Origin of the sequence: Streptomyces sp. NPDC101227 (assembly GCF_044767545.1) — a bacterium.
GTDB lineage: Bacteria > Actinomycetota > Actinomycetes > Streptomycetales > Streptomycetaceae > Streptomyces.
Map to the genome: position 1 here is coordinate 82,929 of NZ_JBIWOD010000007.1, position 16,156 is coordinate 99,084.

The 16,156-nt window shown below is 72.8% G+C and carries 13 protein-coding genes; 10 read left to right on the top strand and 3 right to left on the bottom strand.

The window, feature by feature from the left end; all coding sequences use genetic code 11:
• The first annotated feature begins 33 nt into the window (after nt 1-33).
• The 3 genes from ACIRPT_RS18015 (at nt 34) to nudC (ending at nt 6,181) form a co-directional block, all read left to right on the top strand.
• Nucleotides 34-3,729, top strand: coding sequence for a UvrD-helicase domain-containing protein (locus tag ACIRPT_RS18015; protein ID WP_403828076.1), 3,696 nt, complete (start codon nt 34-36; stop codon nt 3,727-3,729).
• Between the two features lie 10 nt (nt 3,730-3,739).
• The gene (locus tag ACIRPT_RS18020; RefSeq protein WP_403828078.1) at nt 3,740-5,152 is read left to right on the top strand and encodes a dipeptidase; all 1,413 of its coding nucleotides are present in this window, start codon (nt 3,740-3,742) and stop codon (nt 5,150-5,152) included.
• A gap of 90 nt (nt 5,153-5,242) precedes the next feature.
• Entirely contained in the window at nt 5,243-6,181 is a 939-nt protein-coding gene (gene nudC, locus ACIRPT_RS18025; RefSeq protein WP_403501192.1) for an NAD(+) diphosphatase, read from the top strand.
• Between the two features lie 71 nt (nt 6,182-6,252).
• On the opposite strand, the gene ACIRPT_RS18030 is transcribed toward nudC, so the two are convergent.
• On the bottom strand, nt 6,253-6,495 hold the full coding sequence (locus ACIRPT_RS18030) for a mycoredoxin (RefSeq protein WP_403501195.1): 243 nt from the start codon (nt 6,493-6,495) through the stop codon (nt 6,253-6,255).
• Nucleotides 6,496-6,977: 482 nt separating this feature from the next.
• Between ACIRPT_RS18030 and ACIRPT_RS18035 the strand changes: the two genes are divergently transcribed.
• The 5 genes from ACIRPT_RS18035 to ACIRPT_RS18055 all read left to right on the top strand — a co-directional run bounded on the left by ACIRPT_RS18035 (nt 6,978) and on the right by ACIRPT_RS18055 (nt 10,769).
• Nucleotides 6,978-9,203 carry an ATP-dependent DNA helicase UvrD2 gene (locus tag ACIRPT_RS18035; protein ID WP_403828080.1) on the top strand — a complete coding sequence of 742 codons (2,226 nt, stop codon included), beginning with the start codon at nt 6,978-6,980 and terminating at the stop codon, nt 9,201-9,203.
• A 145-nt stretch (nt 9,204-9,348) separates the two neighbouring features.
• On the top strand, nt 9,349-9,678 hold the full coding sequence (locus tag ACIRPT_RS18040) for a hypothetical protein (RefSeq protein WP_403828082.1): 330 nt from the start codon (nt 9,349-9,351) through the stop codon (nt 9,676-9,678).
• Between the two features lie 118 nt (nt 9,679-9,796).
• Nucleotides 9,797-10,150, top strand: a complete 354-nt coding sequence (locus ACIRPT_RS18045; protein WP_403501203.1) for a WhiB family transcriptional regulator — start codon at nt 9,797-9,799, stop codon at nt 10,148-10,150.
• Nucleotides 10,147-10,464, top strand: a complete 318-nt coding sequence (locus ACIRPT_RS18050; protein WP_403501205.1) for a hypothetical protein — start codon at nt 10,147-10,149, stop codon at nt 10,462-10,464. The genes ACIRPT_RS18045 and ACIRPT_RS18050 overlap by 4 nt, the downstream gene beginning before the upstream one ends.
• Before the next feature lie 104 nt (nt 10,465-10,568).
• Nucleotides 10,569-10,769: a hypothetical protein gene (locus ACIRPT_RS18055; protein ID WP_403828085.1), complete on the top strand. Its 201-nt coding sequence runs from the start codon at nt 10,569-10,571 to the stop codon at nt 10,767-10,769.
• A 48-nt stretch (nt 10,770-10,817) separates the two neighbouring features.
• On the opposite strand, the gene ACIRPT_RS18060 is transcribed toward ACIRPT_RS18055, so the two are convergent.
• Both ACIRPT_RS18060 and ACIRPT_RS18065 read right to left on the bottom strand, forming a co-directional pair.
• On the bottom strand, nt 10,818-12,320 hold the full coding sequence (locus ACIRPT_RS18060) for an ABC1 kinase family protein (protein WP_403828087.1): 1,503 nt from the start codon (nt 12,318-12,320) through the stop codon (nt 10,818-10,820).
• A 35-nt stretch (nt 12,321-12,355) separates the two neighbouring features.
• Entirely contained in the window at nt 12,356-13,492 is a 1,137-nt protein-coding gene (locus tag ACIRPT_RS18065) for a ThiF family adenylyltransferase (RefSeq protein ID WP_403828623.1), read from the bottom strand.
• Between the two features lie 204 nt (nt 13,493-13,696).
• On the opposite strand from ACIRPT_RS18065, the gene ACIRPT_RS18070 reads away from it, so the two are divergent.
• Nucleotides 13,697-14,323: a M48 family metallopeptidase gene (locus ACIRPT_RS18070; protein WP_403828089.1), complete on the top strand. Its 627-nt coding sequence runs from the start codon at nt 13,697-13,699 to the stop codon at nt 14,321-14,323.
• A gap of 110 nt (nt 14,324-14,433) precedes the next feature.
• Nucleotides 14,434-16,152: a TerD family protein gene (locus tag ACIRPT_RS18075; protein ID WP_403828091.1), complete on the top strand. Its 1,719-nt coding sequence runs from the start codon at nt 14,434-14,436 to the stop codon at nt 16,150-16,152.
• Nucleotides 16,153-16,156: the final 4 nt, after the last annotated feature.

Sequence of the window (16,156 nt, forward strand, 5' to 3'; positions counted from 1 at the left end):
CGATTGTCAGTGCCGCCCGTTACGGTTTGCGATGTGTCAGCCCGCATCACCGACCCCGAGCAGCTCAAGGAGCTCCTCGGCATCCCGTTCACTCCGGAGCAGACGGCGTGCATCACCGCCCCGCCCGCCCCGCAGGTCATCGTGGCCGGAGCCGGCTCCGGCAAGACGACGGTCATGGCCGCGCGCGTGGTCTGGCTGGTGGGCACCGGCCAGGTCGCCCCCGAACACGTCCTCGGGCTGACCTTCACGAACAAGGCCGCCGGCGAGCTCGCCGAGCGGGTGCGCGCCGCCCTGCTGGCGGCCGGTGTCACGGACCCCGACCCCCTCCCCGCCGACGGCCCCGGGGCGGACCGGCCCCCCGGAGAGCCGCGCATCTCCACGTACCACTCCTTCGCCGGCCAGCTCCTCAAGGACCACGGCCTGCGCATCGGCCTCGAGCCCAGCGCCCGCCTCCTCGCCGACGCCACGCGCTTCCAGCTCGCCGCCCGCGTCCTGCGCGCCGCCCCCGGCCCCTACCCGGCGCTCACCAAGTCCCTGCCCGCCCTGGTGGAGGACCTCCTCGCCCTCGACGGCGAGCTCGCCGAACACCTCGTGGACCCCGCCCGCCTCCACGCCTACGACAGCGACCTGCTCGCCACCCTGGACGGCGTCAAGCTCACCAACGCCGATCTGCGCAAGATCCCGGAGACCGCCCGCGCCCGCCGCGAACTCCTCGACCTCGTCGGCGCCTACCGCGACGAGAAACGCCGCCGCGACCTCCTCGACTTCGGCGACCAGATCGCCCTGTCCGCCACCCTCGCCACCACCCGCCCCGAGGTCGGCCAGGCCCTGCGCGACGAATTCCGCGTCGTCCTCCTGGACGAGTACCAGGACACCTCCGTCGCCCAGCGCCTCCTGCTCTCCGGCCTCTTCGGCGCAGGCACCGGGACCGCCGACGGGAGCGCCACCGGGTCCGGCACCGGGTCCGGCACCGGGTCCGCCACCGGGTCCGCCACCGGGCACGCAGTCACCGCCGTCGGCGACCCCTGCCAGGCCATCTACGGCTGGCGCGGCGCCTCCGTCGCCAACCTCGACGACTTCCCCGCCCACTTCCCCTTCGAGGACGGCACCCCCGCCCGCCGCTTCGCCCTCAGCGAGAACCGCCGCAGCGGCGGCCGTCTCCTCGACCTCGCCAACGGCCTCGCCGCACCCCTGCGCCAGATGCACGAAGGCGTCGAGGCGCTGCGTCCCGCCCCCGGCGCCGAACGCGACGGCACGGTCCGCTGCGCCCTGCTGCCCACCCACGCCGAAGAGCTCACCTGGCTCGCCGACTCCCTCGCCCACCTCGTCCGTACGGGCACCCCGCCCGGCGAGATCGCCGTACTGTGCCGCACCGCGGCCGACTTCGCGCGCATCCAGGGCGAGCTGGTCGCCCGCGACATCCCCGTCGAGGTCGTCGGCCTCTCCGGGCTCCTCCACCTCCCCGAGATCGCCGACCTCGTCGCCGTCTGCCAGGTCCTCCAGGACCCCACCGCCAACGCCTCCCTGGTCCGCCTCCTCATCGGCCCCCGCTGGCGCATCGGCCCCCGCGACCTCGCCCTCCTCGGCCGCCGCGCCCGCACCCTCGTCCACCACGGCGGCCCCTCCGACGACCCCGAACAGCGGCTCGCCGAAGCCGTCGAGGGCACCGACCCGGCCGAGACCATCTCCCTCGCCGACGCCCTCGACACCTTCCTGGAAGCCGACGGCCCCGACGACGGCCTGCCCTTCTCCGCCGACGCCCGCATCCGCTTCGCCCGCCTCGCCACCGAGCTCCGCGACCTGCGCCGCGCCCTGAGCGACCCGCTCATGGACGTACTGCACCGCGTCCTGGCCACCACCGGCCTCGAGGTCGAGCTCTCCGCCTCCCCGCACGCCCTCGCCGCCCGCCGCCGCGAAACGCTCGGCACCTTCCTCGACATCGCGGCCGGCTTCGCCGCCAAACAGGGCGGCGCCGCCCTCGACGGCGAGGCCTCGCTGCTCGCGTTCCTCGGCTTCCTGAGCACCGCCGCCCAGTACGAAAAGGGCCTGGACAGCTCCCTCCCAGGCGGCGACAACACCGTCAAGGTGCTCACCGCCCACAAGTCCAAGGGCCTGGAATGGGACGTCGTCGCCGTCCCCGGCCTGGTCGCCAAGCAATTCCCCAGCGAACAGGCCCGCGAGTCCTGGATCACCCAGCCCAAGGTCCTCCCGCACGCCCTGCGCGGCGACGCCGCCACCCTCCCCGACGTCGAGGAATGGGCCGCCCGCGGCCTGAAGGACTTCAAGGAGGCGATGAAGCACCACCAGGAGACCGAGGAACTCCGCCTGGGCTACGTCACCTTCACCCGCCCCCGCTCCCTCCTCCTCGGCTCAGGCCACTGGTGGGGCCCCACCCAGAAGCGTCCCCGTGGCCCCTCCGCCTTCCTCCACGCCCTGCGCGAGCACTGCGAGGCAGGCCACGGCGAGATCGAGGCCTGGGCCGACGCCCCGGAAGAGGACGCCGAAAACCCCACCCTCACCGAGGCCGCCGCCGACCAGGCCTGGCCGCTCCCCCTGGACCCCGCCGCCACCGCCCGCCGCCGGGCCGCCGAGGCCACGGTCCTCGGCCACCTGGCACGGCTCGGCAAGGCCCCGGCTCCGATCCCCGCCCAGGCCCCCGCTCTCCCCTCCGGGTCGCTCTTCGCCGACGATCCCGAGTGGCCTCCGCCCCCGGACCACGAGGCGGCGGGGGAGCCGTACGACGGCCCGTACGAGGCGCCCTACGCCGAGCCGGAAGCCGACGCCCACCGCGAGTACCCCGATCCGTACGACGACGCCTACGCCGACCCGTACGACAGCCACGCACCCGACGAAGGCGACCCAGTCGACGGCGCCCACGAAGCCGCCCACGAAGCCCGCCACGACACCCCGGCCCACCGCATCATCGCCCAGCGCTCCGCCCCACCCCCCGCCCTCGAGGACACCACCCGCGCCCTCCTCCCCGAGGAACGCCGCACCGTGGGTTCCTGGGACCGCGACCTCGACGCCCTCGCCGACGAGCTGCGCCGCTCCCGGGCAACGGTCACCGACGTCCCCCTCCCGCCGTCCCTGAGTGCCACCCAGCTCCTCCACCTCGCCGCCGACCCCGACGGCTTCGCCCGCGAGCTCGCCCGCCCCATGCCGCGCCCGCCGCTGCCCGGCGCCCGCCGCGGCACCCGCTTCCACGCCTGGGTCGAGTCCCGCTTCGAGGAGCTGACGCTGCCCCTGGCCGGCCCCGACGACCTCCCCGGCGCCGAGCCGGACGACGCGGAGATCGCCGACGAACGCGAGCTGGAAGCCCTCAAGGAAGCCTTCGCCCGCACCCCCTACGCCGACCGCACCCCCTACCGCGTCGAGGCCCCCTTCCAGCTCACACTCGCCGGACGGGTGATCCGCGGCCGGATCGACGCCGTCTACAGGGAGCGCGGCCCCCAGGGCGACCGCTTCGAGATCGTCGACTGGAAGACCACCCGCGCCCAGCCCCGCGGCCGCGGCCCCTGGCGCACCCCAGGAGCCGACCCCCTCCAGCTGGCCATCTACCGCCTCGCCTGGGCCGAGAGGCACGGCCTGCGGCCCTCCGCCGTGGACGCCGCCTTCGTCTACATCCGCAGCGGCGAGGTCGTCAGACCCCGGCGGCTGCCCGGCCGGGCCGGACTCGAGCGCATCCTGCTCGGTGAGACCGCCGACCGCCCACCCCCGGAGGGCCGATAGGCTCGGCCATATGAGCACCACCCCGGACAACGCCGTCCGCGCGTACATCGCCGACCACCGCGAGACGTTCCTCGACGACCTCGCGGACTGGCTGCGCATCCCCTCCGTCTCGGCCGACCCGGAGCGCGCCGGCGAGGTGCGCCGCAGCGCCGAATGGCTCGTCGCGAAGCTCACCGGCACGGGTTTCCCGACCGCCGAGATATGGGAGACCGACGGCCTGCCCGCGGTCTACGCCGAGTGGCCCGCCGGCGACCCGGCCGCGCCGACCGTGCTCGTCTACGGCCACCACGACGTCCAGCCCGCCGCCCGCGAGGACGGCTGGCACACGGACCCCTTCGAGCCGCACACCGTGGACGGCAGGCTCTACGCCCGCGGCGCCGCCGACGACAAGGGCCAGGTCTTCTTCCACACCCTGGGCGTCCGCGCACACCTCGCCGCCACCGGCCGCACCGCCCCCGCCGTCAACCTCAAGCTCCTCATCGAGGGCGAGGAGGAGTCCGGCTCCCCGAACTTCCCGGCCCTGATCGCCCGGCACGCCGACCGCCTCGCCTGCGACGCCGTGATCGTCTCCGACACCGGCATGTGGGCCGAGGACACCCCCACGGTCTGCACCGGCATGCGCGGCCTGACGGACTGTCAGATCGACCTCCGAGGCCCCGACCAGGACATCCACTCCGGCTCCTTCGGCGGCGCCGTCCCCAACCCCGCCACCGAGGCCGCCCGGCTGGCCGCCGCGCTGCACGACGACGACCGCCGCGTCGCCGTCCCCGGCTTCTACGACGGCGTGATCGAGCTCACCGACCGCGAGCGCGCACTCTTCGCCGAGCTGCCCTTCGACGAGGACCGGTGGCTGCGCACCGCGCACTCCCACGCCGCCCTCGGCGAGCGGGGCGCCACCACCCTCGAACGCATCTGGGCCCGCCCCACCGCCGAGGTCAACGGCATCTCCGGCGGCTATCAGGGCCCCGGCGGCAAGACCATCGTGCCCTCCAGCGCCCAGCTCAAGCTCTCCTTCCGGCTGGTCGCGGGCCAGGACGCGGAAGCCGTCCAGCGATCCGTACGCGACTGGGTCGCGGCGCGGCTACCGGCCGGCATCCGCCACGAGATCACCTTCTGGGGCGCCACCCGCCCCTGCCTGACCCCGCTCGACCACCCCGCGCTCCAGTCCGTCGTCCGCGCCATGGGACGCGCCTTCGGCCAGAAGATCCGCTTCACCCGCGAGGGCGGCTCCGGGCCGGCCGCCGATCTTCAGGACGTCCTCGGCGTCCCGGTCCTCTTCCTCGGCATCTCCATCCCGTCCGACGGCTGGCACGCACCGAACGAAAAGGTCGAGCTCGACCTGCTGATGAAGGGCGTCGAGACCGCCGCCCACCTGTGGAGCGACCTGGCGGAGAACTGGCGGCCCCGGCCGGGCACCCCCTGACCCCGCGCGACCCACCCACGCGCCTCCGCCGTCCCGCCCCGCGCCCGTACGCAGCAATCACCCACGCCATAGGGGGAGTTGGAAACAGCAGTGACCACCTGGACCAACGAGCACAGCACCGACCGGCCCATCACCTTCAGCGCGCCCAGCGGCATCGACCGCTCCGCCCACCACCGTCTCGACGAGGCATGGCTCGCGGCGGCCTGGAGCCATCCGACGACGCGCGTCTTCGTGGTGTCCGGCGGCCAGGCACTGATCGACGACACCCCCGACGGCCGCACCGAACTGATCATGACGCCGGCCTTCGAGGCGCCGATGACCGAGGCCCACCGCTACTACCTCGGCACCGACGAAGAGGGCATCAGCTACTTCGCCCTCCAGAAGGACGCCCTCCCCGGCCGCATGGACCAGTCCGCCCGCCCGGCGGGCCTGCGCGAGGCGGGGCTGCTCCTGTCCCCCCGCGACGCGGGACTGCTCGTCCACGCCGTGGCCCTCGAGAACTGGCAGCGCCTGCACCGCTTCTGCTCACGCTGCGGCGAGCGCACCGTCATCGCGGCCGCCGGCCACATCCGCCGCTGCCCCGCCTGCGGCGCCGAGCACTACCCGCGTACGGACCCGGCCGTGATCATGCTCGTCACGGACGAGGAGGACCGCGCACTCCTCGGCCGCCAGGTCCACTGGCCCGAGGGCCGCTTCTCCACCCTCGCCGGGTTCGTCGAGCCCGGCGAGTCCATCGAGCAGTCGGTCGCCCGCGAGGTCTTCGAGGAGGCCGGCGTCGTCGTCGGCGAGGTGGAGTACGTGGCCAGCCAGCCCTGGCCCTTCCCCTCCAGCCTGATGCTCGGCTTCATGGCCCGCGCCACGTCCTCCGAGATCCAGGTCGACGGCGAGGAAATCGAAGAGGCCCGCTGGTTCTCCCGCGAGGACCTGCACGCCGCCTTCGAATCCGGCGAGGTCCTCCCGCCCTACGGCATCTCCATCGCCGCGCGGCTCATCGAGCTCTGGTACGGCAAGCCGCTCCCCAAGCCCTGACCGCACGACACCGTGGGCCGGGCCCGTCACCGGGACCGGCCCACGACCGTGTGCGGCGGAGGTGAGCCGCCTCAGGCACCGATCTTCTGCTTGACCTGCGCCAGGGACGGATTCGTCAGCGTCGAACCGTCCGCGAAGCGCACGGTCGGAACCGTCTGGTTGCCGCCGTTCGCCTTCTCCACGAACGCCGCCGACTCCGGGTCCTGCTCGATATTGATCTCGGTGTACGCGATCCCCTCGCGGTCCATCTGACCCTTCAGCCGACGGCAGTAGCCGCACCAGGTAGTGCTGTACATCGTCACAGTGCCCGCCATGCGCCCCGCGCTCCTTACGTCTCGGTTTCCCTGCCGCCGCGACACCTTGTCCGGCGACGACTAGAGCATGAACGCACGGAGCGGCCGGACCATTCCCGGCCCCTCCGGGGGGACCCCCACCCCCACCCCGCCCCTCCCCAGCCCCTCGCCCCGCGCCGGCCGTCCAGCAGCCCCGTGCCCCACGGCCGCCCGCGCCGCGGCACGGCCCGCCCGCGCCACGCCCCCCACCGCCCCCCAGCGGCCCCCCGCACCCCACCGCCCCGCATACCTCCGCGACAACGCCGCATATCCGCGACCGCCCGATCCGGCCTCGGCAGCTCCAGCCGGAGGATCGCCCCGTCCTCGGCCGCCGGAACACATCACAGCAGAGCCGCGCGTCCCGCGTCGGCATTCATCCACAGCGCCGCGGCGCAGAGTGACCGGAGCCCGGCGCCTGTGGACAACTTTCCCGGGTGCCTCCGCGGACCTGGCAGCATGGCGGGGTGACACCAGCAACGCACTCCACTCTTTTCCCGCAGGTCCCCGAGTCGGCCGACGCGGTGCTCGACGGGCTCGACCCCGAGCAGCGCGAGGTTGCGACGGCCCTGCACGGCCCGGTGTGCGTGCTGGCCGGCGCCGGTACGGGTAAGACCCGCGCGATCACGCACCGGATCGCGTACGGAGTGCGGGCCGGGATCCTGCAGCCGGCCAGTGTGCTCGCCGTCACGTTCACCGCGCGCGCGGCAGGCGAGATGCGGGGGCGGCTGCGGCAGCTCGGCGCGGGCGGCGTCCAGGCCAGGACGTTCCACTCCGCGGCCCTGCGGCAGCTGCAGTTCTTCTGGCCGAAGGCGGTGGGCGGCGACGTCCCGCGGCTGCTCGAGCGCAAGATCCAGCTCGTCGCCGAGGCCGCCGCGCGCTGCCGCATCCGGCTCGACCGCAACGAGCTGCGCGATGTCACGGCCGAGATCGAGTGGTCCAAGGTCACCCAGACCGTGCCCGCCGACTATCCGGCCGCGGTCGTCAAGGCCGGACGGGAAGCGCCGCGCGACCCGGCCGAGATCGGGCAGATCTACGTCACGTACGAACAGCTCAAGCGCGACCGGGGCACCATCGACTTCGAGGACGTGCTGCTGCTCACGGTCGGTGTGCTCCAGGACCGGCACGACATCGCCGAGCAGGTGCGGGCGCAGTATCAGCACTTCGTCGTGGACGAGTACCAGGACGTCAGCCCGCTGCAGCAGCGGCTGCTGGACCTGTGGCTGGGGGACCGCGACAACCTGTGCGTGGTCGGCGACGCCAGCCAGACGATCTACAGCTTCACCGGCGCCACCCCCGACCATCTGCTCAACTTCCGGACCCGCCACCCGAACGCCACCGTCGTCAAGCTCGTCCGCGACTACCGCTCCACCCCGCAGGTCGTCCATCTCGCCAACGCGCTGCTCACACAGGCCAAGGGCCGCGCCGCCGAACACCGGCTGGAGCTGATCTCGCAGCGCGATGCCGGCCCGGAGCCCGCGTACGTGGAGTACGCCGACGAGCCGGCCGAGGCGGAGGGCACGGCCCGGCGCATCCGCGACCTCATCGCCGCCGGTGTCCCGGCCGGCGAGATCGCCGTGCTCTTCCGCATCAACGCCCAGTCCGAGGTCTACGAACAGGCGCTGGCCGACGCCGGCGTGCCCTACCAGCTGCGCGGGGCCGAGCGGTTCTTCGAGCGGCCCGAGGTGCGGGAGGCGGGGGTCAAGCTGCGCGGCGCCGCCCGCTTCGGGGGCAATGACGCGCTGCTCGACGACGCGGTCGGTCTGCCGTCCGAGGTACGAGCGGTGCTCAGCGACATGGGCTGGACGAGCCGGCCGCCGGCCGGATCCGGGGCGGTGCGCGACCGCTGGGAATCCCTGGCGGCGCTGGTGCGGCTGGCCGAGGACTTCGCCAAGGCCCGCCCCGAGGCGACCCTCGCCGATCTGGTCGCCGAGCTGGACGAGCGGGCCAGTGCCCAGCACGCCCCGACGGTCGAGGGGGTCACGCTCGCCTCGCTGCACGCGGCGAAGGGCCTGGAGTGGGACGCCGTGTTCCTGGTGGGTCTCACCGAGGGCATGATGCCGATCACCTACGCCAAGACCGAGGAGCAGATAGAGGAGGAGCGCCGGCTCCTCTATGTGGGGGTGACCCGCGCCCGCCTCCATCTCGGTCTCTCGTGGTCGCTGGCGCGCTCGCCCGGCGGCCGGGCCGTGCGCCGCGCCAGCCGGTTCCTCAGCGGGCTGCGGCCCGGGTCCGGGGCGATGGCCGGGCGCCGTACGGCCGGTACGGTCACGGGCGGCGTGGAGCGCGGTGGCGCGGTGGCGGGGGCGAGCCGGCGCAGGGAGCGCCGTCCGGCCCGTTGCCGGGTCTGCAACAAGACCCTGACGGACGCGGGCGAGATGAAGCTGATGCGCTGTGAGGACTGCCCGTCGGAGATCGACGAGGCGCTGTACGAGCGGCTGCGGGACTGGCGCGCCGAACAGGCCGCCCGGACGCGGCAGCCGGCGTACTGCGTCTTCACCGACAAGACACTGATGGCGATTTCCGAGGCGGTTCCGGGAACCGAATCGGAGCTCGCGGGCATCTCAGGGGTGGGACGGCGAAAGCTGGACCGCTACGGGGCGGACGTGCTGGCACTCTGCGCCGGCGAGGGACTCGTGGACGCGCCGGATGAGCCATCCGAAGGCGCCGCGAAAAACTCGTCGGAAAAATAGTTTGCGTGTGTGGAGCGCAGCCCCATAGCCTTCACAAGCAACGGAGACAACGGAATCTTCCGAGATCCGATGGATCCGTGCTGTACTTGAACAAGCCTGGAACGGGATTCCCGGTCCACCGAGACGCCGAGAGGAGGCGAGCCCAGTGATCAGCTTCATCGAGACCAACAAAATGACCGATCTCTCGGTCGTCGCCACCTGCGCCCTCGGCTCCTCGCTCCCTGGCACCGGTCTGTCCGGCTTCGGCCGCCTGTCCGGTACCGAGGTCGCGCGCCCCGAGTCCCTCACTGTGCTGACGCGCAGTGAGCGCACCGCGCGACCGACCGAGGCACCTGCGGTAGCAGCAGCGGCGGCACGGGTGAATGCCTTTGCCATCGAAGCGGCGGCCAATGGTGCCGGATCCCCGGAGCAGTACCGCAAGCAGCATGAAATGTGGGCCTACCGCGGCCTCGAACCCTGGAGAGATCCAGCCTGATCGGCAGATCAGGTCGGCACCTTCCAGGGCCGCGGAACCCACACCGGGATCCGCGGCCCTTTTGTTTGCCCAACGCGCCCGCCACCAGCCGGGCCGAAACAGACGAGGAACACACACCGTGCAACTGCAGACGCACACCCCGTCCGTAGCGACCGACCTGATCCCTCCGCCCGACCCCCAGGAGAACTCCTTGCTGCCCCTCACCGAGCTCGACGACGAGATCGACCGCCTCGGCACCGCCGTCCCGTGCCGTACCTATGACCCCGAGGTCTTCTTCGCCGAGTCCCCGGCCGACGTCGAGTACGCCAAGACGCTGTGTCAGACCTGTCCCGTCCGTGAGGCCTGCCTCGCCGGCGCCAAGGACCGCCGCGAGCCGTGGGGCGTCTGGGGCGGGGAGCTCTTCGTCCAGGGCGTTGTCGTGGCCCGCAAGCGTCCGCGTGGCCGTCCGCGCAAGAACCCGGTCGCGGCATGAACACCACCGGCACAGGAACGATCGACCGTCCCGTCACTCGGGATCCCAAGAAGCAGGACCCCACGATGAACTCCACCTTCACCGACACGCCCGCCCCCGTGAACGCCGATGCGATCGAGTCGCGTCAGAACAGGAACCACGCCATGCAACTCATCCCAGAAGCCCTGGCGCGTGCGCATATGCATGAACGCCTTCGGGAGGCCGAATCCGAACGCAGGGCCCATCGGCTCGCCGCCGCGCGGCGTATGCAGCGGCGCGCCGAGCGTGCGTCGCTGCGTGCCCGGCGCGCACTGGCCATGGCCGTGATGCAGTAACGGGGGTCTGCATCCACCCACACGGGGTCCGTCCGACAGGGCGGGCCCCGTGTGGCGTTGCGGCGTTGTATCCGGGCTGACGCCGTCTGCGGGGATATCGTCGGATGGTGGAACAGCAGACGCATGAACAGGCGGAGTTGACCGGCGATCACACCGTGTGTGCCGGCTGTGGCGCGGTCGCCAAGGGCACACCGCCGACCTGGACCTGCTCCGTCGAGAACGGGGAGCGTCGTTACTTCTGTGAGGCCTGCGCGCGGGAAAACATCCGGGCCATCGAGGGACGGCTGGACTCCAGCTGGTGGTGAAGGGCGGGCGGCCACCACTCAGGCCGCCCGGTCCGCCGGGCGGCGCGCTCAGGCCGGGCTTTCCCGGACGGCCTCCTTCTCCCCCTTGGCGTGGCTGACGGCTTCGATGTCCGCGTCGATCTCCGCGTCGATCTCCAGGGCGATCTCCGCTTCCTCAGCCGTCAGGCCGGCCTCGACCGCCGTCAGCTCAGCCTCCTCAGCTTCCTCTTCTTCCTCCGGCACGAACCCGGGCAGCCACGCCTCCAGCTCGTCCCGCAGCCGTACCGTCGCCCCCAGCTGGCACAGCACCCCGATCGTGCTCAACGTCACACGGTGGATCAGCAGATACGCGGGCGGCAGATTGAGCCGCTTGCCCAACTGGTGGGCGGGGGAGCGGGGGTCGCCGATCCGGGTCGCCTGCCGGCGCATCCAGTCACGGGTGAAGGTGAACTCCTCGACCTGCGCCGGTTCGATGATCGGCAGCAGATAGTCCAGCACCGCGTCCGGATCCAGCTCGATGGTCTCCTTGACGAAGCCCTCCTCGCACAGCAGCTCGTAGACCGCGTCCGCCTCGCCGTCCAGCGTCATCCGCAGCGAGCTGCCGATGGTCGGCGGCAGGCCCTCGGGCAGCCGGTCCACGGTGCCGAAGTCCAGCACCCCCAGCCGCCACCGGTCCGCGGGGCCGTCCGGGTCGTCCCCGGTCAGCAGCCGGAAGTTGCCCGGATGCGGGTCGGCGTGCAGCAGGCCGGTGCGGGCGGGCCCGGAGAAGAGGAAGCGGGCCAGGAGCTGTCCGGCCCGGTTCCGCTGTTCCTCGGTGCCCTTCGCGATGATCTCGGACAGCGGTACGCCGTCCATCCACTCCGTCACCAGCACCTGGTCGCTCTGGTGGACGACGGCCGGTACGGTCACATCCGGATCGTCGGCGAACTCCTCGGCATGCGCCCGCTGGGCCTCGGCCTCCAGGGCGTAGTCCAGCTCCTCCGAGACCCGGTCGCGCAGCTCGGTGATCAGCGGCTTGATGTCCATGCCCGGGATCAGCGGCCCCAGCAGCCGCGCGAACCGGCTCAGCTGGGTGAGGTCCGACAGCAGCGCCTGACCCGCGCCCGGATACTGCACCTTGACGGCCACCTCCCGGCCGTCGTGCCACACCGCCCGGTGCACCTGGCCGATGGATGCGGCGGCCGCCGGTTTGTCCTCGAACTCCTCGAACAGCTCCCGCCAGTCGTCGCCGAGCCGCTCCGCCAGTACGGAATGCACCGTGCCGGTCGGCATCGGCGGCGCCGCTTCCTGAAGCTTCGTCAGGGCGGCGCGGTAGGGTCCGGCGATCTCCTCCGGCAGCGCGGACTCGAAGACCGACAGCGCCTGCCCGAACTTCATCGCGCCGCCCTTCAGCTCCCCGAGCACCTTGAAGAGCTGTTCCGCGGTGCGCTGTTGGAGCTCGCGACCGACGATCTCGGCGGATCTGCCGCCTATCCGCTTGCCCAGCCCCCAGGTGGCACGGCCGGCGAACCCCAGCGGCAGGGCGGCCAGCTTGGCGGTGCGGGTGACCGCCTTGCGGGGAAGATCAGACATGCGCCCCTCCAACTCACACTGTCCCCCTACCGGGGTTACTCCGTCATTGTGGCGTCTCGTGTTCGAGAATCCGAGGCGCCCGCCCCACTCGCCGAAGCGGCGGCACCGCAGCCGCACTCGCGATGCGGCTCGATCCGCTCCGTGCGCACGCTCGCACACGGCAACGCGAGCTCCATCCGCGCCCCTGTGCACGGCGGGAGTTCGCCGTCGAGGAACGTCAGCGCCTGTACGGCGGCGAGCCCGGCCACCGCCGACGCCAACGCGGCATCACACGCCGGCACGGCCGTCGATGCGCGTCCCGACCGCCACTGCGAGAGCAGCCGGGGCCAGGCCGGCTCCGCATCCGTACGCCGTAACTCGTCGCAGCGCGCGCACGCCGAACCGCCCGGCAGGACCAGCGGACCCACCACTCCCGTGCCCTCGATCACACCGGCGTAAAGATGCGGGATGCCGGCCGTGAGCAGCGGTTCGGACAGGACCGGGTCGGGCGCGTACGCGGCGAGGCCGTCGCGCGGGGCGAGCACCACCAGGGACAGCCCCGGTTCGCCGGAATCGCCGAACGGACCCCTGGGCCGCGGCGTGCGGCTCCAGGGCGAGGCCTCCTGGACCAGCCGCCGCGCGGACGCATCGCGCCGCTCGCCGATCCGCCCGGCCGGCAGCCCGCCCGGCGTGACGTCCCACGGTTCGACGGTGCCGCCGTCGAGCACCTCCACCCGGCCGAGCCCCGAGGCCGAGAGCAGCGCCGCGACCGCGGCCCCCACCCGCCCCGTCCCGCGCACCCGTACGCGGACGCCCCGGCGCGCCCCCATCCGCCCCAGCGCGCCCGCCGCTTCCGGATGCCGTACCGACAGCGACGCCAGATCCGGCCGCAGCCGCTCGCACGCCGGGCCGTCCGCCCGTACCGCATCGGCCGCCGGGCCGCCCGCGGCCGGGGCCTCCAGCAGTCCGGCCGCGCCCAGGCGTTCCACCACACCTCGTGCGTGCGCGGGCGGGAGGTCCAGCGAACCGGCCGCCGCGACCAGCTGCGGCAGGGTGCGGGTGCCGTCGATCATTCCCAGGAAGCTGCCGGTCGCGGTGTCGACCGGGCGCACCACCTTCGCGTGCGCCGGTGCCACCCCGAACCGCACCGTTTCCCTGTCCGGCCAGCCGCGCCGCAGCGCGGGCTTGAGCATCGGATACATGATCCGCCCCCCGTCCTTCGTCGTCCTGCCCTCAGCATGCGGCAGAACGAAAAAGGCGTGGAAGTTATCCACAGGCGACGTTATCCACCGGCATCGGGTATTTGTCATACAAGCGGTGTGCACCATGGAGTGTTTCGGCGGCGAACCGTCCGCCGGGCGGGACTTCGCCAGGGGCCAGCGGGTAACGTCGGGCGCGTGCCCGCCGACCCTTCCCCACGCGGCTCCGGAGAGACACCCCTGCGCCGCGCCGCAGACACCGCGCGCGGGGCTGCCCAGAGCCCCTTGGCCCGGGGATCGGCGGCCCGCGCGGTCGAGGTACGCCGCAGCTCACGGCGGCGAAGAACGGTCTCCGCGTACCGCGAGGGCGACCGCACGGTGGTCCTGATTCCGGCCCGCATGTCGGAGGCCGAGGAACAGCGCTGGGTCACCGTCATGCTGGACAAGCTCGCTGCCCAGGAGAGCAAGCGGATGCTGGGCGACAGCGAGCTCGCCGAGCGGGCCGAGCGGCTGTCGGGCCAATTCCTTCAGGGCCGGGCCCGGCCCGCGTCCGTGCGCTGGGTGACCAATCAGAACACCCGCTGGGGATCGTGCACCCCCGCCGAGGGCAGCATCCGTCTCTCGCACCGTCTGCAGGGCATGCCGGAGTACGTCATCGAGTACGTCCTGCTGCACGAGCTCGCCCATCTCCTCGTCCCCGGCCACGGCCCGAGTTTCTGGCGCCTGCTGGAGTCCTATCCGCGTACGGAACGGGCCCGCGGCTACCTCGAAGGGGTCGTCGCGGCCGACAGGCTGCCGCATTTGCCCGCGGCGCGCAGCGAATGACGGCCGCGCCGGGCGGCATTGGCGGTGCCCCGGCATCGCCCGTTGTCAGCGTCAGCGGTTAGCCTGGCGCGTGACGAACTCACAGCGGGAGCGGGGGACGGTCGTAGCGTATGGCCAGGGAATTCCAGCGGGGCCACAAGGCCAAGATCAGTGATCTGACGGCGGGAACGGATCTGTACGTCGGTGTGCAGATCGGTGGACCCGGCCTGACCTTCGACATCAGCTGTTTCGGTCTGGATGCCGGCGAGCGGCTGTCGGACGACCGTTACTTCATCTTCTTCAACCAGCCCAAGTCGCCCGAGGAGTCCATCCAGCTGCTCGGCGCGCAGGCCGGCGACGCCGAGTCCTTCCGCGTCACCCTCGACAAGATCCCGCCGCACATCCAGAAGCTGTCCTTCACGGCGGCGCTCGACGGCGCGGGCCAGGTCTCCGGGATCGGCCCCGGCTACCTCCGGATCGTGGCCGGCGGCGAGGAAGTCGCCCGCTACTCCTTCGACGGCAGCGAGTTCAGCACCGAACGCGCCGTCATGCTCGGTGACTTCTACCTCAAGGACGTCTGGCGGTTCGCCGCGGTCGGCCAGGGATTCGACGGCGGCCTGGAGGCGCTGCTGAAGAACTTCGGCGGCGAGGTCGCCGAAGAGGCGGAGGCGGCGCCCGCACCGCCCGCCGCGGCCCAGGGCGCGCCCGGTTTCGCGCCGCCGGCCGGTGGGGCTCCCGCGCCCGCGCCGTCCTTCGCGGCCCCCGCCGCACCCGTACCGCCGCAGCAGCCCGCGCCCGACTTCGGCCCGCCCCAGGGCGCGCCCCCGGCGGCCCCGCAGCAGCCGCAGCACCAGCAGCCCCAGGCGCCCGTCGCCCCTCAGGTGCACAACGCTCCGACGATCGCCGCCCCCATGGTCCCGCCCGGTGGCCAGGTTCCGCCGCCGCCCGGTGTGCCCGGCCCGCCCGGACAGCAGCAGCCCGCGCCCTACGGCCAGCCCGCACCGTACGGTCAGCCCGCGCCCGGCGGCTATCCCGGCCAGCAGGCCCCGCAGGCACCCCCGTACGGCCAGCCGGCGCCCGGACAGGATCCGTACGGCCAGCCCGGCCAGTTCCCCGGCCAGCCCGCCCCGTACGGTCAGCCCGGACAGCCGTATCCGGGCCAGGCCCCGGCTGCCCCCCAGGGCGGCGGCCCCGGCCTCGGCGTCGTCCTGGACAAGTACAAGGAAGCGCCCACCGGCCAGCGCTGGACCCCGCAGAACGCCAAGCTGATCCGCGTCGACCTCGGCGTCGACGGACAGCCGGTGCTCGCCAAGCAGGGCAGCATGGTGCTCTACCAGGGCAAGGTCGACTTCGGCTACAAGGGCGCCGGCTTCCGCGGCCGGATCACCGGCAACGCCACCGGCCAGGAGATGCAGCTGATGCGCTGCACCGGCCAGGGCCAGGTGTTCTTCGCGGAGAACAGCGCCCATGTCCACCCCATCGAGCTGCAGGGCGACGCCATCTGCGTCTCCGCAGAGAGCGTGCTCGCCTTCGACGAGACCCTCCAGCACGAGGTCCGCCGCATCGAGGGCCACGGCATCCCCGGTGGCGCCCTGTTCACCATGCAGTTCCAGGGGACCGGCACGATCGTCGTCAAGACCCAGGGCACGCCCGTCGTGCTGCCGGTCACCCCGACCACCTTCGCCGACGCCAACGCCATCGTGGCCTGGTCCGCCGCCTCCCAGGTGATCATCTCCAGCCAGGTGAGCGTGCGCCGGCAGGCCTATCCGGGCCACTCCGGCGAGAGCGTGAACCTCCAGTTCCGCGGCGCGCCCGGCAACTTCATCGTCGTCCAGCCCTACGAGGTCTGAGGGA